General features: G+C 59.7%; 24 protein-coding genes. 8 read left to right on the top strand and 16 right to left on the bottom strand.

The genetic code is table 11. The features are described from left to right. Window positions 1–437: 437 nt before the first annotated feature. Window positions 438–824: an endonuclease domain-containing protein gene (locus tag FHS83_RS17880; protein ID WP_167084633.1), complete on the top strand. Its 387-nt coding sequence runs from the start codon at window positions 438–440 to the stop codon at window positions 822–824. 3 nt (window positions 825–827) lie between these two features. Here FHS83_RS17880 and FHS83_RS17885 read toward each other — a convergent pair whose 3' ends face one another. The 3 genes from FHS83_RS17885 to FHS83_RS17895 form a co-directional block, all read right to left on the bottom strand. Beyond that, on the bottom strand, window positions 828–2360 hold the full coding sequence (locus FHS83_RS17885) for an acyl-CoA carboxylase subunit beta (protein ID WP_167084635.1): 1533 nt from the start codon (window positions 2358–2360) through the stop codon (window positions 828–830). 195 nt (window positions 2361–2555) lie between these two features. After that, the gene (locus FHS83_RS17890) at window positions 2556–3242 is read right to left on the bottom strand and encodes an ATP12 family chaperone protein (RefSeq protein ID WP_167084636.1); all 687 of its coding nucleotides are present in this window, start codon (window positions 3240–3242) and stop codon (window positions 2556–2558) included. Then, a complete protein-coding gene (locus FHS83_RS17895; protein ID WP_167084638.1) occupies window positions 3239–4387 on the bottom strand; it encodes an RluA family pseudouridine synthase in 1149 nt (382 codons plus the stop codon). Before FHS83_RS17895 ends, FHS83_RS17890 begins: the two co-directional genes overlap by 4 nt. A 73-nt stretch (window positions 4388–4460) precedes the next feature. On the opposite strand from FHS83_RS17895, the gene crcB reads away from it, so the two are divergent. The 5 genes from crcB (at window position 4461) to FHS83_RS17920 (ending at window position 9203) form a co-directional block, all read left to right on the top strand. Then, on the top strand, window positions 4461–4868 hold the full coding sequence (gene crcB, locus FHS83_RS17900; RefSeq protein WP_208414948.1) for a fluoride efflux transporter CrcB: 408 nt from the start codon (window positions 4461–4463) through the stop codon (window positions 4866–4868). A gap of 30 nt (window positions 4869–4898) precedes the next feature. After that, on the top strand, window positions 4899–5237 hold the full coding sequence (locus FHS83_RS17905) for a DUF190 domain-containing protein (protein WP_167084640.1): 339 nt from the start codon (window positions 4899–4901) through the stop codon (window positions 5235–5237). Window positions 5238–5701: 464 nt separating this feature from the next. Further along, on the top strand, window positions 5702–6760 hold the full coding sequence (locus FHS83_RS17910) for an HlyD family secretion protein (RefSeq protein WP_481886502.1): 1059 nt from the start codon (window positions 5702–5704) through the stop codon (window positions 6758–6760). Beyond that, the gene (locus FHS83_RS17915; protein ID WP_167084644.1) at window positions 6757–8877 is read left to right on the top strand and encodes a peptidase domain-containing ABC transporter; all 2121 of its coding nucleotides are present in this window, start codon (window positions 6757–6759) and stop codon (window positions 8875–8877) included. The genes FHS83_RS17910 and FHS83_RS17915 overlap by 4 nt, the downstream gene beginning before the upstream one ends. A 47-nt stretch (window positions 8878–8924) precedes the next feature. After that, entirely contained in the window at window positions 8925–9203 is a 279-nt protein-coding gene (locus FHS83_RS17920) for a hypothetical protein (protein ID WP_167084647.1), read from the top strand. 82 nt (window positions 9204–9285) lie between these two features. Here the strand turns inward: FHS83_RS17920 and FHS83_RS17925 are convergent, their stop codons facing one another. After that, entirely contained in the window at window positions 9286–10071 is a 786-nt protein-coding gene (locus FHS83_RS17925; protein ID WP_167084649.1) for an SDR family NAD(P)-dependent oxidoreductase, read from the bottom strand. A gap of 97 nt (window positions 10072–10168) precedes the next feature. On the opposite strand from FHS83_RS17925, the gene FHS83_RS17930 reads away from it, so the two are divergent. Both FHS83_RS17930 and FHS83_RS17935 read left to right on the top strand, forming a co-directional pair. Further along, window positions 10169–11137, top strand: coding sequence for a LysR family transcriptional regulator (locus FHS83_RS17930; protein WP_167084651.1), 969 nt, complete (start codon window positions 10169–10171; stop codon window positions 11135–11137). 236 nt (window positions 11138–11373) lie between these two features. Beyond that, window positions 11374–11535 (top strand): hypothetical protein, encoded by a 162-nt coding sequence (locus FHS83_RS17935; protein ID WP_167084653.1) that lies wholly within the window; start codon window positions 11374–11376, stop codon window positions 11533–11535. A 22-nt stretch (window positions 11536–11557) separates the two neighbouring features. Here the strand turns inward: FHS83_RS17935 and FHS83_RS17940 are convergent, their stop codons facing one another. The 12 genes from FHS83_RS17940 to rpsE all read right to left on the bottom strand — a co-directional run bounded on the left by FHS83_RS17940 (window position 11558) and on the right by rpsE (window position 21680). Further along, the gene (locus tag FHS83_RS17940) at window positions 11558–12061 is read right to left on the bottom strand and encodes a hypothetical protein (RefSeq protein WP_167084654.1); all 504 of its coding nucleotides are present in this window, start codon (window positions 12059–12061) and stop codon (window positions 11558–11560) included. Window positions 12062–12411: 350 nt separating this feature from the next. Next, window positions 12412–13719: a replication-associated recombination protein A gene (locus tag FHS83_RS17945; protein ID WP_167084656.1), complete on the bottom strand. Its 1308-nt coding sequence runs from the start codon at window positions 13717–13719 to the stop codon at window positions 12412–12414. A 226-nt stretch (window positions 13720–13945) separates the two neighbouring features. Continuing rightward, entirely contained in the window at window positions 13946–15460 is a 1515-nt protein-coding gene (locus tag FHS83_RS17950) for a DegQ family serine endoprotease (protein ID WP_167084658.1), read from the bottom strand. Window positions 15461–15754: 294 nt separating this feature from the next. Next, the gene (gene rplQ, locus FHS83_RS17955) at window positions 15755–16174 is read right to left on the bottom strand and encodes a 50S ribosomal protein L17 (protein ID WP_167084660.1); all 420 of its coding nucleotides are present in this window, start codon (window positions 16172–16174) and stop codon (window positions 15755–15757) included. 55 nt (window positions 16175–16229) lie between these two features. Beyond that, entirely contained in the window at window positions 16230–17246 is a 1017-nt protein-coding gene (locus FHS83_RS17960) for a DNA-directed RNA polymerase subunit alpha (RefSeq protein WP_167084662.1), read from the bottom strand. 154 nt (window positions 17247–17400) lie between these two features. Further along, window positions 17401–17799, bottom strand: a complete 399-nt coding sequence (gene rpsK / locus FHS83_RS17965) for a 30S ribosomal protein S11 (RefSeq protein ID WP_167084664.1) — start codon at window positions 17797–17799, stop codon at window positions 17401–17403. A 1-nt stretch (window position 17800) separates the two neighbouring features. Then, a complete protein-coding gene (gene rpsM / locus FHS83_RS17970) occupies window positions 17801–18178 on the bottom strand; it encodes a 30S ribosomal protein S13 (protein WP_167084666.1) in 378 nt (125 codons plus the stop codon). Between the two features lie 224 nt (window positions 18179–18402). Continuing rightward, window positions 18403–18987, bottom strand: coding sequence for an adenylate kinase (locus FHS83_RS17975; protein ID WP_167084668.1), 585 nt, complete (start codon window positions 18985–18987; stop codon window positions 18403–18405). Next, window positions 18984–20312 carry a preprotein translocase subunit SecY gene (gene secY, locus FHS83_RS17980; RefSeq protein ID WP_167084670.1) on the bottom strand — a complete coding sequence of 443 codons (1329 nt, stop codon included), beginning with the start codon at window positions 20310–20312 and terminating at the stop codon, window positions 18984–18986. The genes FHS83_RS17975 and secY overlap by 4 nt, the downstream gene beginning before the upstream one ends. Window positions 20313–20353: 41 nt before the next feature. Further along, on the bottom strand, window positions 20354–20905 hold the full coding sequence (gene rplO / locus FHS83_RS17985; RefSeq protein WP_167084672.1) for a 50S ribosomal protein L15: 552 nt from the start codon (window positions 20903–20905) through the stop codon (window positions 20354–20356). 1 nt (window position 20906) lies between these two features. Further along, window positions 20907–21104 (bottom strand): 50S ribosomal protein L30, encoded by a 198-nt coding sequence (rpmD, locus tag FHS83_RS17990; RefSeq protein ID WP_167084674.1) that lies wholly within the window; start codon window positions 21102–21104, stop codon window positions 20907–20909. A gap of 12 nt (window positions 21105–21116) precedes the next feature. After that, window positions 21117–21680, bottom strand: coding sequence for a 30S ribosomal protein S5 (gene rpsE, locus FHS83_RS17995; RefSeq protein WP_167084676.1), 564 nt, complete (start codon window positions 21678–21680; stop codon window positions 21117–21119). Window positions 21681–21685 lie beyond the last annotated feature (5 nt).

The following is a 21685-nucleotide window of genomic DNA, read 5'->3' on the forward strand; positions in this document are numbered from 1 at the left end:
CCGCGCTATCACCCGAAAGATTTTAGATCTTCCGACCAGCGACGTCTCGCGCGCATCTGCTCTCTGGAGCGTCTCCATTGGTGAGCAGGCGGGGCGACCGAGCACACCCCCTACTCCGCGTGGTTCGTTAGTCCAAGCTTCGCAGGGCGCCGATCACAGCTCGCAAATCGGACGACCGGTTCGCCCCCTCTATCGAGCTGCAACAGGCGAAGTGTAAGGCCGGTTTGAACAAGGGGGATAGATTTTGGGAAGTTTTTTTGCACGCGCGGAGATTGGCATGGCGCGTGAAGAGCTTAGCGCGATTTTGGAAATGGTTGATGAGGGGGATAGAGGGGATCAGCCGGAAGCGTGCAGCCAATATGGCGTGGGGCCGTGTATTATTTTAACCTCCCCCTTGCGGGGAGGTCGAAATTTGCTTGCAAATTTCGGGTGGGGGTATGGCGGAGAAGTTTGCCCGGTGGCTTCGGCAAAATCTCACGGATGCGGAACGCATCCTCTGGTCGCGGCTGCGCGATCTGAAGCAGATTGGGCTGCACTTTCGCCGCCAAGTTCCCTTTGATCGTTATGTCGCCGACTTTTGTTGTCACTCGGCGAAACTGATTGTCGAACTGGACGGCGACCAACATGGGAGCGATGCGTCGCTATCCTATGACGCGCATCGCACCGCGTATTTGAATTCCCGCGGATATCGCGTGCTGCGCTTCGCCAATTTGGAAGTAATGTGTGAACTTAATCGCGTGATCGACGCCATTGTACTGGCGTCAAGAGACCCCCACCCGGATCGCTTCGCTCTCCGACCTCCCCGCAAGGGGGAGGTTAAATAACACTTACAACGGCTCGTTGCCGTGTTTTTTCCAGGGTTGCGTCACCTGTTTGCCGCGCAACATGCGCAGCGCGCCGGCGAGGCGTTTTCTTGTGTTGTGGGGGCGGATGATTTCGTCCACGAAGCCGCGGCTGGCGGCGACGAAGGGGTTGAGGAATTTCTCTTCATATTCCTTGGTGCGCGCGGCCAAAGCTTCGGGATCGTTCGCGTCTTTCCTGAAGATGATCTCCACCGCGCCTTTGGCGCCCATCACCGCGATTTCGGCGAAGGGCCAGGCGTAATTCACATCGCCGCGCAAATGTTTCGAATTCATCACCACATAAGCGCCGCCATACGCCTTGCGCGTGATGACGGTGATCTTGGGCACCGTTGCTTCGGTATAGGCATATAACAGCTTGGCGCCGTGCTTGATGATGCCGCCATGCTCTTGCGCGGTGCCGGGCAGAAAGCCGGGCACATCGACAAAGGTGACGATGGGAATGTTGAAGCAATCGCAGAAGCGCACGAACCGCGCCGCCTTGCGGCTGGCATCGCTATCGAGCACGCCTGCGAGGACCAGCGGCTGATTGGCGACAAAGCCGACCGTGGTGCCTTCGATGCGGCCAAAGCCGGTGAGAATATTACGCGCGAAAGCCTCGCCAATTTCGAAAAACTCGCCCTCATCCGCCACCTTCAGGATTAGCTCGCGCATATCATAGGGCTTGTTGGGATTATCGGGCACCAGCGTGTCGAGCGAGGGTTCGATGCGGGCGGTTTCATCCGTGGTCGGATAATGCGGCGACTTTTCGCGGTTGTTGAGCGGCAGGAAATCATAAAGGCGGCGGATTTCCTCCAGACACACCACATCGTTTTCATAAGCCCCATCGGCGACCGAGGATTTGGTGGTGTGGACGGACGCGCCGCCAAGCTGTTCCGGCGTCACCTCTTCATGGGTGACGGTGCGCGTTACCTCTGGCCCGGTGATAAACATGTAGCTCGAGCCTTCGACCATGAAGATGAAATCGGTCAGCGCGGGCGAATAGACATCGCCGCCCGCACATGGCCCCATGATCACCGAAATCTGCGGGATGACGCCGGAGGCCAGCACATTGCGCTTGAAGACCTCGCCAAAGCCCGCCAGCGACGCGACGCCTTCCTGAATGCGTGCGCCGCCTGCATCATAAAGTCCGATGATGGGGGCGCCATTCTGCAACGCCATATCCTGGATCTTGCAGATCTTCTGGGCATGGGTTTCGGACAGCGAACCGCCGAAGACGGTGAAATCCTTGGCGAAGACATAGGCCAGGCGCCCATTGATGGTGCCCCAGCCGGTGACCACGCCATCGCCGGGGATGCGGCTTTTATGGGAGTCGAATTCGCTGTTCCTGTGCTCCACGAACATGTCGAATTCTTCGAAACTGCCGGGATCCAGCAGAAGCTCGATGCGTTCGCGCGCCGTCAGCTTGCCCTTTTTGTGCTGTGCCTCGATGCGCGCCTCGCCACCGCCAAGCCGCGCCCGCGCACGGCGCGCTTCCAATTCCTGGATGACATGCTTCATGGCGAGCCTCCGTGCGATGGACAGAGGGTAGAGCGATTTGGCGAGGGTGTCATCCCGGGCGAAGTGCGGGGAGCGTAAGTACACCCATCTCGTCATGGCCGGGCTTGACCCGGCCATCCAGTCTTTCTGGCCCAAGCACTTCTGGATGACCGGCTCGGAGGCCGGCCATGACGGTTGGGGGTAAAGCGGGTGAGGCTAAAGTTTCGCCAGCCGCAGAAACGTCTCCGCCGCAATCAGTTCCGTGCGGAGGGCTTCGGTGCGTTGGGCGGCTTCTTCGTCTTCGCCCCATTGCTCGGCTTGATAGCGTTCTTCCAATTGGGAAAGCGCGAAAGCCTCTTCGGCGCTGAGCCGCTGTTCCGCCAGGGCCAGGGTCAACACCAGCGAAGCAAGGATGGTGGCGGCGTTGTGCAAAGCGGCGAGCGCGAAATCATCATAACCGGTAAGCGCGGCATATAACGCCTCGACCGTCTCGAAGCTTTGCGAGAAATGGGTCACGCCGCTGCGGATTTCGAAGCTGACGCCATAGCGTTTTTCCGCCCATTTCAGCAGCGGGTCCCATTCGGCTTTCTGGCGCGCGGCGAGATCGGCGGGGGCATCGGCGCGGTAGCAGAGATTGTCGTTGGCGTAAGCGGCGATCTGATGGATCACCTCCTCGCGCAATTCCGAAACGCGATCGAGCGCGGTATTGGCGAGCTTGGTGAGCGGCATCGTATCCGGTTTGATCTCCTCGCCCTGCCCGCGCCATTCCTCTGCAACCGCTTCGGCCAGCGCTTGCGACGGCAGTGTCAACGCCAAACGCATCGGCGTTTTCACAGCCTTGCCATCGAGCAGAATTTGATAGGGGGCGGCGGAGACAGAGACTGCTTTGTAAAAACGCTTCAACGCTTCTTGCTCCGGGGTTTTTGGGCGCCAACGGTTTTCTTCTTACCGGGGGCTTTCTTGGGCGCGTCCTTCTTGAACTTGCCGAACACTTTGGGATCGCCTTTTTTCCCGTCGGGGCGGGGGAAGAATTTCTTTTTCTTCTCGCCGTCTTCCTTGCGCGGGGCTTTCTTGAAGGAGAAGGCTTTGGGTTCCTGATCGGGATCAAAGCCCAACGTCTCGAAGCTCGCCCGCATATGCGGCGGCAAGGGCGCGGTCACTTGCAGGCGGCCGCCATCGGGATGGGCGATGTCGATGCTGCGAGCATGCAGATGCAAGCGGTCGGCTATGGCGCCGGTGCCTTTGACCTCTGCCCCGCCATATTTGAAATCACCGACAATGGGCGTGCCCAAGAACGCCATATGGACGCGAATTTGATGGGTGCGGCCGGTGACCGGCTTGGCGGCGACAAACGCAAACTCCTCACCCGCCTCGCCCATCACCATGTAATCGGTCATGGCGTGTTTGGAATCCTCGCCATCGCGCACAGTCATTTTCTCGTCTTTGCCATGCGGGCCGAAGCCGCCTTCCTTCACCAGCGCGGCCTTCACCGTGCCTTTCTTCTTCTCCGGCACGCCTTTGGTCAGCGCCCAGTAGATTTTGGAGGCGTCGCGGTCGGCCAGGGATTTGGCCAGCGCGGCGGCGGCGGGCACGGTGCGGGCGATGACGAGCACGCCGGAGGTGTCGCGGTCGAGGCGATGCACCAGACGCGGGCGCTGCTTCTTCTCGAACATCAGCGAATCCAGCATGCCATCGACGTGTTTGGTGAGGCCGGACCCACCCTGAGTGGCAAGCCCCGAGGGCTTGTTAATGACGATGACCGAGGAATCCATGTGGAGGACATAATCCTCCAGGCTGCCCTTCATCACCGCTTCCGGGCTGCGGGGCTTCTCGGTGAGGTCGCCTTCGGTCACCAGCGGCGGCAGGCGCAGCATCTGGCCCTCGGAAAGCCGATCAGAGCCTTTCACCCGGGAGCCATCCAGGCGGATCTGGCCGGTGCGCAGGAGTTTCTCCAGCCGGCCATGGGTTAGGGCCGGGAAATGCCGCTTAAACCAGCGGTCGAGCCTGATGCCGTTGTCGTCGCGGCTGATGCGGTGCTGGCGGTCCATAAATCTTGCCGTGGGATTGCAAAGGGGGTTCTAGTAGCCCCCTGACGATTCTACCAGTCCCCGGAGCCTGCCTATGCCGCCGCTGCCCTTGATGCTGCTTGTCATGCTGGGCGGGGCGCTGGGAACCGGGGCGCGCTATGCCGTTTCCGGGCTGGTGGCGGGCGCGATCGGCGAGACCTTTCCCTGGGGGACGCTGATCATCAACATCACCGGCTCTTTCATCATCGGCTTTGTCTTCACCCTCACCGCCCCGGACGGGCGGCTGATGGTTTCCGGCGGCACGCGGCAATTCATCATGACCGGCTTTTGCGGCGGCTACACCACCTTCTCCTCCTTCTCGCTGCAGACGCTGAATCTGATCCGCAGCGGGGAATGGGGCGCGGCGGGGGCCAATATCGGCGGCTCGGTGGTGCTGTGCATGATCGGCGTCTGGCTCGGCTCGATGACTGCGAGTATGATAAACCAACTCAAAGGGGCGTGAGTTTCCGGCGCCCCAGCAAGGGAGCGTGACATGCAGCTTCCCAAAGAGGCCACCCTCTTACGTGTTTTCTTCGGCGAGGCCGATCAGCATCACGGCAAACCGCTTTACGAGGCCATTGTGCTGAAAGCGCGCGAGCTGGGGCTGGCGGGCGCCACCGTGATCCGCTGCCCGATGGGCTTCGGCCAATCCAGCCGCCTGCACACCACAAAAATCCTCCGCCTCTCCGAAGATTTGCCGCTGGTGGTGGAGATCGTCGATAGCGAAGAAAAGATCGAAGCGTTTCTGCCCGTGCTGGACACGATGATGGGATCGGGCCTGGTCACCATCGAAAAGGTGAAGGTGCTGCGCTATGGGGTGAAGGTGAATTAGGGGGAGGAATGAGGCTGCTGGGACGACCCAACCAGTGCTGCACCTAGATCAGCAATGGGTTCTCCTATGCGAAGAGCCAGGACGCCAGAACCAAGGCGGAACATCAGAAGCCACCGGCCGCGTGTCGAGCAGGTTGGGATTGTGGTCGGGAAATTCTCTCACTGCGATGCAAGAAAAGGCGCCGTATTTCTCCTCCGTCGGGAAAGTGACGATATTGCCACTATCCCAAAAATACACCTATGGTAGATTGATGATGAAGTTATTCTTTTGGTTGCTTTTCGATCGTGTCGTTGTTTCGCAAGGAAGCTGTTTCCCACTCCACTAACCGCTTGACCGGCGAAGTGGTTTTGGCCGTCCCCCTATCGCTCAGAGCATATGCGTACCTAGCCATCGCCGGCGTTTTCTCCTGCCTCCTCTTTCTGAGCCTCGCAACCTATTCTCGCCACGAGGAAGTTACCGGCTGGGTGGTTCCTCGCGGAGGTATCATCCGGGTTACGGCCAGATCCGGGGGAACAGTCGAACGCCTATTGGTCAAGGAAGGCGACCTCGTCATCGCCGGCCAGCCAATAGCCCAAATCCGTCTGTCATCCGCTATAGCGAGTGGCATGGATGCTGGCGAGGCAGCAAATTCAGCACTTTTATCGGAAGCAAGTGCGGTGACAGAGGCCGCTGCCGCGGCGCGAGCAAAACTGCTCGCGGAACAGCAGTTTCTTGCACTCAAGATAAAGGGGATGAAAGAGCAGCTTGCTCAAGCCCGTTCCCAGATCAGGTATCAGCAAGAGCAAGTAGAAATAGCCGAAACAGATTTGAAGCGATTTCAGATTATGGCCGCCGATCATAATGTGGCTGAACGCTTAGTCGGCGATCGGCGCTCCGCAGTTCTTTCGGCACAACAAAGTCTCGCGGGGAAGTATTCTGATGCCGCGGCGGTCCAGCAGCAAATCGCGGATGCTCTTAATCGCCAGGAAGCGATCAAATCAGAGCTGAAAGCCAACGATGCCAGCGCGCAATCTACGGGTGCGCAAGTTACGCAGAAGATTATTCAGAATAGCGCCCAGAGCTCTGACTTGGTTGTCGCCAGCGTCGGTGGCCGGGTCCAAGCTATACCTGTCGAACAAGGACAGAACTTGGCGGCAGGAGCAACTCTCGCCGTTATAACCCCGAAGGGCGCGCGCCTGGAAGCGGAACTTTATGCGCCGTCGAAGGCCATTGGGTTTGTCCGCCCAGGGCAGCAGGTTCACCTCATGTACCAGGCATTTCCTCATGAAAAATTTGGAGTGCAGCTCGGTAGGATCGTTTCGCTGTCCCATACGATACTCTCGCCTTCCGAGCTTCAAATCCCTGGCATCAATGTGAATCAGCCAGTGTTTCGCATACGGGTGGTTTTGGCGAACCAGAGCATTCATGCCTATGGCGAGAATGTTCCGCTTCAGCCAGGCATGCTCCTTAGCGCCAATATCGTTTTTGATCATCGAACGCTGCTGCAGTGGTTGTTTGATCCAATCTACGCGGCCCAAAAATGACGATAGCCCTTCTCGACCAGATCCATGTTTACGGGGGGCGTCGCACACCCGTTGTTGAAGCAGCCGAAGCTGCTGAGTGTGGCCTCGCATGTCTTGTCATGGTGGCCCGCTATTATGGCCATAATGTAGATTTGAATGGCTTGCGTCAGCGTATGACAGTCTCGATGCAGGGCCTGACCTTGCGTGGCCTCATGACGATGGCGGGCCAGATGTGTCTTGCGCCGCGGGCCCTTAAAGTAGAGATGGAGGATCTAAGCAAACTAAAGCTGCCCGCAATTCTCCATTGGAATTTGAACCATTTTGTCGTGCTCACCAAGCTCAGCAATGCTGGCGCCGTCATTCACGATCCTGCCTGCGGACGCCGGATCATGCAGACGACAGAACTGTCCAAATATTTCACGGGGGTCGCCCTGGAGCTGTCTCCCACCCAAGATTTCAAGCCTTGGGAAGCGCGTTCTCCGGTGCGCATTCAACAGCTTTGGTCGGGCATGTCGGGGTTCCAGCGCACCTTGTTCGAGATGTTTGTCCTCTCGATCACCCTGCAAATCGTAACTTTCGCTGCACCATTCCAAATGCAGTTGGTAGTTGATCAGGCAATTTCTCATTCCGATCAGGACTTGCTGGCGGTGATCGCCCTGGGTTTCGGTGGCTTGGTCGCCTTACAATGCGGAATCCAGTTTCTGCGCGACCGCGTTATTCTGATCGCCGGGAGCCTTTTAGGGTTTCAGGTCGTCGGAAACCTTGTCCGGCACTTGATAAGGCTGCCGAGCGATTTCTTCGAAAAACGCCATCTGGGTGACATCCTCTCTCGAATCCATTCATCTGAACCGATCCGAAGTGCGATCACTCAAGGGCTTGTCGGCGCGATTATAGACGGCGTCATGTCGCTCGTCGCCGTGATCATAATGTTCCTCTACTCCGGCATACTCACCGGCGTCGTACTTTTTTCCATAGTCCTTTATTTGGGTGTGATTGCGGCCGTCTACCCCACCATGCGATCCCGTTCGCTTGAGCAAATTCTCGCTTCGGCGAAAGAGCAAACCAATCTTATGGAGACGTTGCGGGCAGCAGTGACGATCAAGATCATGGGGAGGGAAATCGAGAGAGAGGCCGTTTGGCGGAACATGTACGCCGGTGTGATCAATAGCAGCCTCTCCGTGGGAAATCTTCAAATCACAACAGCGGCCATTCAGAATATTATTGGCGGACTGCAGACAGTAATCGTGATCTACCTCGGTGCAACGTATGTGGTCCAGGGGGGTGGGTTTTCTGTTGGGATGTTGTTCGCCTTCTTATCATTCCGACAAACCTACACGGAGCGGATGGCGTCTCTCACGAACCAGCTCATGCAATTTCGCCTTCTTGGTCTGCATCTCGAAAGGTTAGGCGACATCATAAATGCGAAGCCTGATGTTTCAGAAGAGGCGTCGGTGGCACTGGATGTAAAGGGAGGGATTGAAGCAAAGAATTTGACTTTCCGGTATGGTGCAGCCGATGCGCCAATCCTTCACAAATGTAGTTTGAGCGTTGCTCCCGGGGAGTTTGTGGCCATTACCGGCATGTCCGGGTGTGGCAAGAGTACATTGCTTAAGCTTCTACTCGGGCTGTACCAACCCGATGCAGGACAAATTCTGCTGGATGGGTATGTGGCTACACCATCCATTTGGCGGAGTTGGCGCTCGCAAATCGGAGTTGTTGCACAAGATGACCGCCTTCTTTCTGGGTCAATCGCGGATAACATCGCTTTTTTTGATCCAGACATGCACATGGGCCGTGTAACAGCAGCCGCTCAAGCAGCAAGAGTACACGATGATATCCTGCGTATGCCCATGCAGTACCTCTCATTAATTGGCGATATGGGCTCGGCTCTTTCAGGAGGGCAGAGGCAGCGCATTTTGCTGGCGCGCGCGCTTTATCGTGAGCCAAAGGTTCTCATTCTCGACGAGGGGACTGCGAATTTGGATGAAAAGACAGAGCTTGAAATAGCCAACCTTATTTCCACTTTGCCAATCACGAGAATTGTTGTTGCCCACCGTCCCGCGTTGCTGCGAGCCGCGCATCGGACGTACCGGCTTGAGGACGGGAGCATCGTTGCGCGTAGCAATCAGCAACCGTAGCTTCAGCCCAGATATACCTATAAGAGTATTGACTAATAATACTCCATATGCGTGTATTTGACATCGACCAAACCTTTTGGAGGCTGCATATGAGAGATCTTAAGCATTCCGAGCTGGACTTGGTGTTCGGCGGTGACACGGGATCGAATATCCCGGGTGTTTCTGGGGCGGATTTGAGCTCGAGCTCCTATGGCAATTTCAATTCCAACGGCTTTAAGGACAAAAAAGGAAAGGACCCGCTCGCCTACGCTAACGAGCAAGCGCGCTTGGCCAATTGGCTTGCAAAACACCCCGGTCTGACCGAGGCGGATTTTTATAGGTACTAAGTCCATCTCTATACCGCCTCCCCTGCGGAGCCTGGGCGCGGCTTCGCAGGGGAGGATTTGTCTCAAACACGCATCCGCATCCTCACCCAATCGTCGTGAGGAGGCCGCCTTCGGCGCGGAGGGAGGCGCCGTTGGTGGCGGAGGATAAGGGGCTCGCGACATAGGCGACGAGGTTCGCCACTTCCTGGGGCTCGATCATGCGCTGCAAAAGAGACGCCGGGCGGAGTTTTTGGAAGAACTCGGTTTCGAGCTCGGCAGGTGTGCCATTGGGATTGGTCGAAACGCTTTTCAGAAAATCGAGAATGCCGTCGGAGCGCGTCGGGCCGGGGAGCACGGAATTGACCGTAACGCCGGTGCCTTTGGTCGCTGCCGCAAGACCGCGGGTGAGCGCGAGCTGGGCCGTTTTGGTGACGCCGTAATGCACCATCTCGCCCGGCGTGGAGAGGCCGGATTCCGAGGAGATGAAAATGATGCGGCCCCAATTGCGCGCGATCATGGCGGGGAAATAGGCGCGCGACAGGCGCACACCGCTCATCACATTGGTCTCGAAAAAGCGAAACCAGTCTTCATCCGTGATGTCGGCGAAATCCTTGCTCTCATAGATGCCGAGATTGTTCACCAGAATATCGACCGACGGCACGGCTTCGATGAGGCGCGCGACACCTTCGGCGGTGGCGGCATCGGCGAGCACCGGCGTGATCTTGCCAGCGCTGGAAAGATCCTTGGTGGCGGCATCGAGCTTTTCTTGGTTGCGCCCGGCGATGACGACATCCGCGCCTTCGGCGGCGAGCGCGCGGGCGATTTCGAGGCCGATACCAGCGGTCGAGCCGGTGACAAGGGCAGTCTTGTTCTTGAGTTGAAGGTCCATCGGCCTCTCCTGAAATGTGTTCCAGGCCAAGATGGGGCTTGCGGGGCGGCTTGATTATTCCCTAGGCTGTGAAAATACTTTTTCCGGGCAGGAACAAATGAGCGAGCTCTGGATGGAGCGCTCCGGCGAGATGGAGGTCTTCGCCCGGGTGGTGCAGGAAGGCAGCTTCTCCGCCGCCGCCCGCGCGCTGGGGCAGACGCCCTCCTCCATCTCCAAGCTGGTGGCGCGGCTGGAAGCAAGGCTGGGCGTGCGCCTGCTGCTGCGCTCCACCCGCGTGATCCGGCTGACCTTGGAGGGCCAAGCCTATCTGGAAGCCGCCCAGCGGGCTTTACGGGCGCTGAACGAGGCCGAACAGGCGGTGACGGCGGGCGTGCGGGGCACGCTGTCGGTCACGTCGTCGGTGCCAGTGGGGACCATGTTCGTGGCCCCTGCTTTGCCCTCGTTCCTTTCGGCCTATCCGCAGGTGACGGTCGATTTCAGCGTCACCGACGATATGGTCAATCTTCTCACCCAGAAAGCGGACGTCGCGATACGGGTGGGGCCGCTGGCCGATAGCAGCCTGACCGCCAAGAAGCTTTCGGAGAGCCCGCGGGTGGTGGTGGCCTCACCTGAGTATCTGAAGCGCAAAGGCATACCGGCGACGCCCGCGGCGCTTGAGGGGCATGACTGCATCCGCTTCAATTTCTGGCGCCCGGGACGCGGCTGGCCCTTCGAACAGGATGGGCTCAGCTTCGAACAGCCGATCAGCGGCAGCCTTCTGGTGAATAATGGTCAGACTGCCAAACAAATGGCGCTGGCGGGCGCGGGGCTGGCGCGGCTGGGCAAGTTTCACGTCGCCGAAGAACTGAGGCGCGGCGATCTGGTGGAAGTGCTTGCCGCCTTCAATGCCCGCGATATTGAGCCGATCAATGCCGTCTATGTCGGCGGCGAGCATGTGCCTTCCCGCATCCGCGCCTTCGTGCAGCATATGACGAGATGGATGGGCGAAAAGATGCCGAGTTTTGTAAGCGGCGGATCAGGCGCGCAGGTGGCGCGGCATGAAGGCAAAAGACCTAATTACAAGTAGAAATACTGAGGGACTATTTTGACCAAAATAGATCCCGGCAAACCGCGCTAAAGCTGCGACAAACACTGCAAAGCCCTGCTTCGGCTATGTTTTTGCGCGAGATCATCTCTCTTTAAGGTTTGTTGACCGGCCTTTTATTCGATCACCTTGGTAATAAGCCGACAACCGTTAAGTGATAGCTTCGTCCCTCATAACGAAAAACGCTGCGCGAACCGCAGCATTTGAGCGGAGCGAACATGGCTGGCGATTCCGAGGTCGAAGTCTTCGAGAAGGCCCGGGTGACCAAGGGCTATGTCGAGCGTGAGCAGAAGCAGCGCTTGGCGAATGGCGCCGTGAAGGCTGAACTCAAGGAAGACGAAAAGACCTGGGTCTTGATCACGACCTGGCCGTCTTATTGAGACGGCCAAGCTGGTTCCGCGCTTAATCCGTACCGCGCATCTGCACTGCCACCAGACCGATCTTGCTGCCTCGGCCTTGCGGCTCGACGGCCACGACGTGGAAGTTCTTCTTCACGCCAACCTTAAAGACGAATCCGCCAGCCTCGGCGTGGTCGTCGCCGCAATCAAGCGCGTCTGAATTCTTGGCGGCCTTGGGCGGCCTCGGCTGGCCGGGCGAGCAATCCAGCACCGGGCCGAATTTGCGCAAGGCATCGCGATAAAAGCCGGCGACACGCGCGGGCTGGTCATCGCTGTCGAGTTCGCTGACGGCCATCTTCATGCCGAAAGCGCCGACCGAACCCCACAGGCGCACACCGGATTCATCATCCTTGTCCTTGTGCGGCTTGGCGCCGGGATAGGCGGGAAGCCCCGTATCGGAGGCGACGGTGTTGGTGTGCAGGCCAAAATCGATGGTCGTCGCCAAGGCCGCCGCGCCACCCAGCACGCCCACCAAAACAATCGCACCAATCCATTCCACTTTGCGCATGACTTCCCCTCTTCCCTGGCCCTCTTGCTAGGTCCTCTGGCCAGGCACGTCTCACCGACGCTGTGCCAAGAAATATAGGGAGCAATTCACCATTGCCCAGAGGGGAATGCGAAAATGGGGGCAAGATGGCGCAGCATGGGCAAAAACTAGATGATTAGTAAAAGGGTTAGGTGCGCGGGGCCAAAGGTCATTCCCCATTCCAATTTCCGTCATGGCCGGGCTCCGACCCGGCCATCCAGGTGAAGGCGCAACCCGACATGTTATTGTGCGGCGATGAGATGGATGGCCGGGTCGGAGCCCGGCCATGACGAACTTGGGTAGAGCTTTATCGCAGCCACGTCCGGCGTGAATTACCCGCCCTGCTTTTTCACCCTGAGCTTGGACCAGTAGTCCAGGCGTTTGACGATCTCGCGTTCGAAGCCGATTTCCTTCGGGCTGTAATACTGCTCGCGGCCCATCTCGTCCGGGAAGTAGTTCTGGCCGGAAAAGCCATCCTCCGTATCCGGATCATATTGATAGCCCGAGCCGTAACCGAGATTTTTCATCATCTTGGTCGGCGCGTTGAGGATGTGGGCGGGCGGCATCAGGGAGCCGTGCTGGGCGGCCGCGCGCTTGGCGGCGCCGAACGCCTTATAGATGGCAACCGATTTGGGCGCGGTGGCGAGATAGACCACGCATTGCGCCAGTGCGAGTTCGCCTTCGGGACTGCCTAGAAAATCGAACGTGTCTTTGGCGGCGATGGCCTGGACCACGGCTTGCGGGTCGGCAAGGCCGATATCTTCCACGGCCATGCGCACCAGACGGCGGGCGATGAAAAGCGGCTGCTCGCCGCCCGCCAGCATCCGCGCCAGCCAATAAAGCGCCGCATCGGGATCGGAGCCGCGCACCGACTTATGCAGCGCGGAGATGATGTTGTAATGCTCCTCGCGGGACTTGTCGTAGACCGGGGCGCGGCGCTGCACCGCTTCCACCAGCGCGGCGGGATCGAGCGGCTTGACCAGCTTCAGCGCTGAGATTTCTTCGGCGAGGTTTAAAAGATAGCGGCCATCGCCATCCGCCATGGCTTTGATGGTGGCGCGGGCATCCTCTGTGAGCGGCAGCTTCTCGCCGCTGTGCTCTTCCACGCGCTGCAGCAGGATTTCCAGCGCGGCATCATCGAGACGGCGCAGCACCAGCACTTGCGCGCGGGAAAGCAGCGCGCCGTTGAGCTCGAAAGACGGGTTCTCGGTGGTGGCGCCGACCAGCACGATGGTGCCGTCTTCCACCACGGGCAGGAAGCTGTCCTGCTGGCTGCGATTGAAGCGGTGGATCTCGTCGACAAAGAGGAGCGTGCCCTGCCCCACGCGGCGGCGCTGACGGGCGGCATCGAAGGTCTTTTTCAGATCGGCGACGCCCGAGAAGATCGCCGAGAGCTGCTCGAAATGCAGATTAAAGGCGGTGGAGAGGAGCCGCGAAATCGTGGTCTTGCCGGTGCCGGGCGGGCCCCAGAAGATGATCGAATGCGGCCGCCCCAAAGCCACCATGCGCCCGATGGGCCCTTCCGGCCCGATGAGATGATCCTGCCCCACGACTTCGCCCAGCGTCTTCGGGCGCAAGCGATCAGCCAGCGGACGCGGCGCGGAGTCTTCTAAACCAGCAGAACCAAAAAGATCGGACATGGGGGGAGTATAGGGGGAATGGAAGCAGCAACCCACCCTCCCCTTGAGGGAGGGTCGAAATTTTCGCGAACGAAAGTGAGCAAAATTTCGGGGAGGGGTCTGCCGCAGCTCGAACAGCGTACACCGCCGAAGACACCGCGACATACCCCTCCCCGAAAAATGCATCCGCATTTTTCGATGTCGCACGCTGGCGCTGCTCCACCCTCAAGGGGAGGGTTGAAGATCGTTACCCATCCACCGTCAGCGACATGCGGCGGCCGCCGCGGTCGATGACGAGGTCCCAATGGCCGCGGGCGCCGTCGAGGAGGCGCTTCAGGGCGCCGACATCGGTGACGGGCTTGCCATTGACCGCGCGCACGATGTCGCCGGGCTGGAAGCCATATTGGGCGGCATAGCTCGGCTGGTTCACCGCACGGATGACGACGCCTTTGGTGAAGAGATCCATCTGCAGATCGAGCGCCACCGCGGGCGAGAGATTTTCCACCCGCGCACCGGCCATCGGCGTGCGTCCGCCGAGCGTGGCGGTATCGCGGCGCGGGCTTTCGGGCGGCAGCGCAAGCTTCACGGTGACATCGCGTTGGCGACCCTCATCCAGGATTTTCACGCGCACCGTATCGCCCGGCTTATGGGTGGCGATGCGGTAATTGAGCGACTGCATGTCGTCGATATCGGCACCATCCACCGAGAGCACGACCATGCCTGTTTTCAGCCCCGCCTGGGCCGCCGGGCTGCCCGGATAGACGGTTTTCACCAGCACGCCTTGGGGACGGCCGAGCTTCATCGCATTGGCGATCTCGGAGGTCACCGGCTGGCCATCAGCGCCGATCCAAGGAAAGCGCACGGCGCCGGTCGCTGCCCCTTCCACCACGCGGCGGGCGAGATTGGCGGGGATAGCAAAGCCGATGCCGACATTGCCGCCCGAGGGCGAGACGATGGCGGTGTTGATGCCCGCGAGCTTGCCATCGGTCGTGACCAGCGCACCGCCGGAATTGCCCGGATTGATGGCGGCGTCGGTCTGAATGAAGAACTGGTAGTTGGAGGCATCCGAATTGGCGCGGGCGAGCGCGGAGACGATGCCCATGGTGACGGTCTGGCCGACGCCGAAGGGATCACCGATAGCGAGCACGAGATCGCCGACCGAGAGGGCATCGGAATTGCCGAACTCGACGATCGGCAGCCTCTCGCCCTTGGCATCGATCTTCAAGACGGCAAGGTCCGTACGCGGATCGGCGACCAGCACCTTGGCCTTGAACTCGCGCTTGTCGTTGAGGGACACCACGATGTCCTGACCGCCCTGCACGACGTGATTGTTGGTGAGGATGAGGCCGTCGGCGCGCACGATCACGCCCGAGCCCAAGGATTGCTGCACCCGGCGCTGGGCTTGCGGGTTCATATTGAAGAAGCGCTGAAAGAAGGGATCGTTGAAGAAGGGATTGACCTGCTGCTGCACGACCGTGCGGGAGTAAACATTGACCACGGCGGGCGCGACGCGCTTCACCACCGGGGCGAAGGTGAGCTGGACCTGGCGCATGTCACGCGGGGTATCGCGCGGCGCTGCGAGGGTGGATTGCGGCTTCTCGGATTGCGCGGCTGGCGCGGCGACGCTGTAAAGCACCGCCCCCACGGCGAAAAACGCCGCAATGCCGATTAACCCGCTGCGATAGGTCATCACTGCCTCCACTATCCATGCGGTCACCGCCCCCGGTGCCGCCCCGCTCTGATGCTCACGATTATCGCTCAAGGGATGTTCCTTGGCTAATTACGCTGATGAAAACCTTAGCGGGATCTCGACAGAAGCTCCAACACTCCCCTTGAGGGAGGGTCGAAATAATCCGAGCGAAAGCGAGGAGTATTTCGGGGAAGGGTTAGCCGCGAAGGCTTCAACCGAACCTCACCGTCCACAGCTCGACATACCCCTCCCCGAATTTGCTTTCGCAAATTCGACCCTCCCTCAAGGGGAGGGTTAAAGAGCCCCCAAACGGCAAAAGGCGGCCCGTTGCCGAGCCGCCTTTAACGTTCCGCCGTAGACGGACAATCAGTCTTCCGCGCCTTCTTCGGCAACGGTCACCGGGCCAGAATCCTTGCCCTTGGCTTCCGGATCGCGATCCACGAACTCGATGATCGCCATCGGAGCGTTGTCGCCATTGCGGAAACCCGCCTTCAACACGCGGATGTAACCGCCCGGACGGCCGGCATAACGCGGGGCCAGCACGTCGAACAGCTTCTTGACCTGATCGGTGTCACGAACCGTGGACACCGCCTGGCGGCGGGCGTGCAGGTCGTTACGACGCGACAGAGTCACCAGCTTCTCGACGATGGGGCGAAGTTCCTTCGCCTTGGGCAGCGTGGTCTTGATCTGCTCGTGCTTGATCAGCGCCGCCGCCATGTTCGCGAACATAGCCGTGCGGTGTGATGCTGTCTTGCCAAGCTTCCGTCCGGAATTGCGATGGCGCATTGTCCTCTACCTTCTTAATACTGCCCTCCCGCCGCCATAGGCGGGAGTGCAAACCTTAGTATTGATCCTCGTACCGCTTGGCGAGGTCTTCGATGTTTTCCGGCGGCCAGCCCGGCACTTCCATGCCGAGATGCAGTCCCATTTCCGCCAGCACCGCCTTGATCTCGTTCAGCGACTTGCGCCCGAAGTTCGGGGTACGGAGCATTTCCGCCTCGGTCTTCTGGATAAGGTCGCCGATGTAGACGATGTTGTCGTTCTTGAGGCAGTTGGCCGAACGCACCGACAGTTCCAGCTCGTCCACCTTCTTGAGGAGGACCGGGTTGAAAGCAAGATCGGGCTTGGCTTCTTCGGTGACGCGCTCGCGCGGCTCTTCGAAGTTGATGAAGACCTGGAGCTGATCCTGCAGGATGCGCGCGGCATAGGCCACGGCGTTATCCGGCGTGATGGCGCCATTGGTTTCCACGACCAGCGTCAGCTTGTCATAGTCGAGGATCTGCCCTTCGCGGGTGTTCTCGACCTTGTAGGAGACTTTCTTGACCGGCGAGAAGAGGCTGTCCACGGCGATGAGGCCGATGGGGGCATCTTCAGGACGGTTGCGATCGGCCGGGACATAGCCCTTGCCGGTGTTGACCGTCAGTTCCATGCGGAACTCGACCTTGTCGTCCAGCGTGCAGATGACGAGCTCGGGGTTCAGGACTTCGACATCGGCCACAGCCTGGATGTCGCCAGCCTTCACTTCGCCCGGGCCGGTGACCTTGAGCGACAGGCGCTTGGGGCCTTCGGCATGCATGCGCAGCGCGACCTGCTTGATGTTCAGGACGATGTCCGTCACGTCTTCGCGCACGCCCGCAATGGACGAGAATTCATGCAGCACGCCCTCGATCTGGATCGAGGTCACGGCAGCGCCCTGCAGCGAGGACAGCAGCACGCGACGCAGCGCATTGCCGAGCGTCAGACCGAAACCGCGTTCCAGCGGTTCGGCGATAATCGTAGCTACGCGGCCCGGCTCATGACCAGGTTCAATGCGCAGCTTTTGCGGCTTGATCAGTTCTTGCCAATTCTTCTGAAACATATTGCCTCATCGTTTCCCGGACGTCTCGGATAACGCCCATTGCGTTCGACGGGTACTCACTTCCGAACTTTGCGGAACCACTCGCGCGGCCCAAACTCTCAACAGAAAGTACGGCCGACGCTCCTGCCCCGGCCGTACAATCTTTACACCGCGATTAGACGCGGCGGCGCTTCGGCGGACGGCAGCCGTTGTGCGGGATCGGCGTCACGTCACGGATGGACGTCACAACGAGACCAACGGTCTGCAGCGCGCGCAGCGCAGATTCACGGCCCGAACCCGGACCAGACACTTCCACTTCGAGCGAGCGCATGCCGTGTTCAACGGCCTTCTTGCCAGCGTCTTCAGCAGCCACCTGAGCGGCATACGGCGTGGACTTGCGCGAACCCTTGAAGCCCATCATGCCAGCCGACGACCAGGAGATGGCATTGCCAGCCGGATCGGTGATGGTGATGATGGTGTTGTTGAAAGTGGCCGCAACATGCGCGACGCCCACGACAACGTTCTTCTTTTCTTTCTTACGGGCGCGCGGCGCCTTCTTATCGGAAGCGGCCATTTTACTTCGTCACCTTCTTCTTGCCGGCGATGGCGCGGGCGGGACCCTTGCGGGTGCGCGCGTTGGTATGCGTGCGCTGGCCGCGAACCGGCAGGTTCTTACGATGGCGCAGACCGCGGTAGCAGCCCAAATCCATCAAGCGCTTGATGTTCATCGAAATTTCACGACGCAGATCGCCTTCAACCAGGTAATCGCGGTCGATCACTTCACGGATCTGGATGACTTCAGCATCCGTCAGGTCGTGGACACGGCGCGTCGGGGCAATGCCCGTCTTATCACAGATTTCCTTGGCCTTTGCCGGGCCAATACCGTGAATATAGCGCAGGCCGATCCAGACCTGCTTCTGGGTAGGAATGTTCACACCGGCAATACGTGCCACGGGACCTTCTCCGCCTGGGCTATTGCCCAGATTTCATTGTTATTTCAGTTGCGACACACCCCTCAAGATTCGGCGATTCCGCCTAACACCTTGAGAAGACTTGATTTCCTTAGAAATCAGCCACAGGGCGGCGGATTATAGGGATGGCCGCCCCGCAGTCAACTCTTAAGGATTACTCCACTTGACGCCCCCGGGGGACGCCCTACTCCCAACGCCGCCCGAACCTACTTCGACCCGGCCTTTTCGATTACCGCAGCAATGGCTTTGGTCACCTCGGCAATCGGCGCCATGCCGTCAACCGTGACGAGTTTGCCCTGCTTTTTATAGTACTCCAGTAACGGAGCGGTATTCTTGTAATAGACCTCAAGACGGGCTTTCAGCGTCTCGGGGGTATCGTCCGCACGCGCCGCCCCGCCCGACTGGGCGATACGGGCTTCGACGCGTGAAATCAGCACAGAATCATCGACCTTGAGCTCGATCACGAGATCGATCTGCTTGTCGCGGGCCTTCAGCATCGAATCAAGGGCTTCGGCCTGCGGAATGGTGCGCGGAAAACCATCAAAGATGGCGCCCTTGGCGCAGTCCGGCTGGTCGTAACGTTCGGAGATGATGCCGATCACAATTTCATCAGAAACGAGCTGCCCCGCATCGATGATCGCCTTGCACTTCTTGCCGAGCTCCGTGCCGGCGGCGATGGCCGCGCGCAGCATGTCGCCAGTGGAAAGTTGCGGCCAGCCCTGCCCCTCTTGGAGGATTTTGGCTTGCGTGCCTTTGCCCGAACCGGGCGGTCCAAACAGTACGAGATTCAACGGCGTGCCCCCCTCAACTTCGCTTTCTTGATCAGACCCTCATATTGCTGCGCGATCAGATGGCTCTGGATCTGCGCGACCGTATCCATAGTCACGCTGACAACGATAAGCAGTGAGGTCCCGCCCAAGGCGAAGGAGACATTGCTCTGCCACATGAATTCCGGGATCAGGCACACAACAGCCAGATACAAGGAGCCGATCACGGTGCAGCGCGTAAGCACGAAGTCGATATATTCCGCCGTCTTCTTGCCGGGGCGGATGCCCGGGATGAAGCCGCCATACTTCTTGAGATTCTCGGCGGTTTCCTCGGGATTGAAGACGATGGAGGTGTAGAAGAAGGCGAAGAAGATGATCATCGCCCCATAGAGGAACAAGTAGAGCGGCTGGCCACGGGAGATCACCTGGATCACCGAGGTCGCCCAATCGGGCAGGCTCGCCGCGTTGAACTGCGCCACCGTCATCGGCATGAGCAGGATCGACGAGGCAAAGATCGGCGGGATAACGCCCGAGACGTTGAGCTTCAGCGGCAGATGCGAGGATTCGCCGCCGAACATGCGGTTACCCTGCTGGCGCTTGGGATATTGCACCAGGAGACGGCGCTGGGCGCGCTCCATGAAGACAATCACAGCGACCAGAACCACGGCGAAAACCGCGAAGAAAATCAGGACCAGCGGGCTGATGGCGCCGGTGCGGGCCTTTTCCAGCTCTTGACCGATGATGGAGGGGAAACGGGCCACGATACCGGCAAAAATGATCAGCGAAATGCCGTTGCCGACGCCGCGGCTGGTGATCTGCTCACCCAGCCACATCAGGAGCATGGTGCCGCCGGTCAGGGTAATGACCGCGGAAATCCGGAAGAACCAGCCAGGCTCAAGGACGATGCCCTGCCCGTGCTCCAGACCGATCGCAATCGCGAAAGCCTGAACCGCAGCGAGGCCGACCGTGCCGTAGCGGGTATACTGGTTGATGATCTTCTGCCCTGCGGCGCCTTCCTTCTTCAGGTTTTCCAGCTCCGGGAAAACCGTGGTGAAGAGCTGCATGATAATCGAGGCAGAGATGTAGGGCATAATGCCGAGGGCGAAGATGGCCATGCGCGACACCGCACCACCCGCAAGGGTGTTGAAGATGTCGAGCAGACCGCCGCCCTGCTCGCCGATGAAGCGAGCAAGCCCAGCCGGGTCGATGCCCGGCATGGGGATATAAGTGCCGATGCGAGTGACGATCAGCGCGCCCAAGGTGAACATGATACGCTGCCGCAGCTCTTTGGCTTTGGCAAAGTTGCCAAAGTTGAAGTTCGCGGCAAGTTGTTCGGCTGCTGAAGGCATCACTCACTCCGAATCGGGGTCACTCCCTATATAGGGGAGCTTTACCCGTTACGCTCGGCTCGTTTTTTGGCGGAATCGATACGGCGCTGTTGGCGCTTACCGGGCTCGCCCTTCTTGTTGGCGGTGACCTTCTTCTTGTAGGTCACAACCACCGAGCCGCCCGCCTTCTCGACCGCTTCCACAGCCGATTTGGAGGCACCAGCCACTTCGAGGTTCAGCTTCGCGCTGAGCTCGCCCTTGGCCAGCAGACGGACGCCATCACGCGACTTGGACACAAGGCCCGCCGCCTTCAGCGCCGGAAGGTCGATCTTCGCCGAAACGTCGATCTTCTTCTCGTCCACCGCCTTCTGGAGACGGCCCAGGTTGATCTCGGCGAAATCGGTGCCGAAGATGTTGTTGAAGCCGCGCTTCGGCATGCGCATGTGCAGCGGCATCTGGCCGCCTTCGAAGCCGTACACGGCATTACCGGTACGGGCCTTCGCACCCTTCACGCCGCGACCGCACGTCTTGCCGAGGCCCGAAGAGGAACCGCGGCCAACCTTGGTCTTCTTCTTCGTCGCGCCCGGGTTGTTGGCGATTTCGTTGAGTTTCATGTTACTTGCTCTCTTCGACAATCTCGACCAGGTGCTGGACCGAGCGGATCATGCCGCGCACGGACGGAGTGTCCTCCAGCGTGCGGGTGCGATGCATCTTGCCCAGGCCCAGACCCTTGAGGGTCGCCGTCTGGATCGCCGGACGCCGGGCGGCTGAGCGCACCTGCTTCACGGTGATGGTCTTCTTTTCGTCGGCCATGGTCGTACTTCCTTATGCGCCGGTGGGTTCAGCCGTCGCGCCCTTTTCACGGCGCGAGATGATCTCGGCCACCGAGCGACCGCGGCGCTGCGCGACGAGGCGCGGCGACTGCTGCTGCTTGAGGGCGTCGAAAGCGGCGCGAACCATGTTGTAGGGGTTCGAGGTGCCGAGCGACTTGGCGACAACGTCGCCAACGCCAAGCGCTTCGAACACCGCACGCATCGGACCGCCGGCGATGATGCCGGTACCCTGCGGGGCGGGACGCACCACAACCTTGCCTGCGCCATGATGACCGACCACTTCATGATGAAGCGTGCGGCCGTCCTTCAGCGGAACGCGAACCAAGGACTTCTTGGCCTCGTCCGTCGCCTTGCGGATGGCTTCCGGCACTTCACGCGCCTTGCCGTGGCCGAAACCGACCCGGCCGCGCTGGTCACCGACGACGACGAGAGCAGCAAAGCCGAAACGACGGCCGCCCTTCACCACCTTGGCAACACGGTTGATGTGGACCAGCTTATCGACGAATTCGCTGTCACGCTCTTCGCGATCGCCGCGTTCTCTTCCTTCACGCGCCACGTGCT

Source organism: Rhizomicrobium palustre, from assembly GCF_011761565.1.
Taxonomy (GTDB): Bacteria; Pseudomonadota; Alphaproteobacteria; order Micropepsales; family Micropepsaceae; genus Rhizomicrobium; species Rhizomicrobium palustre.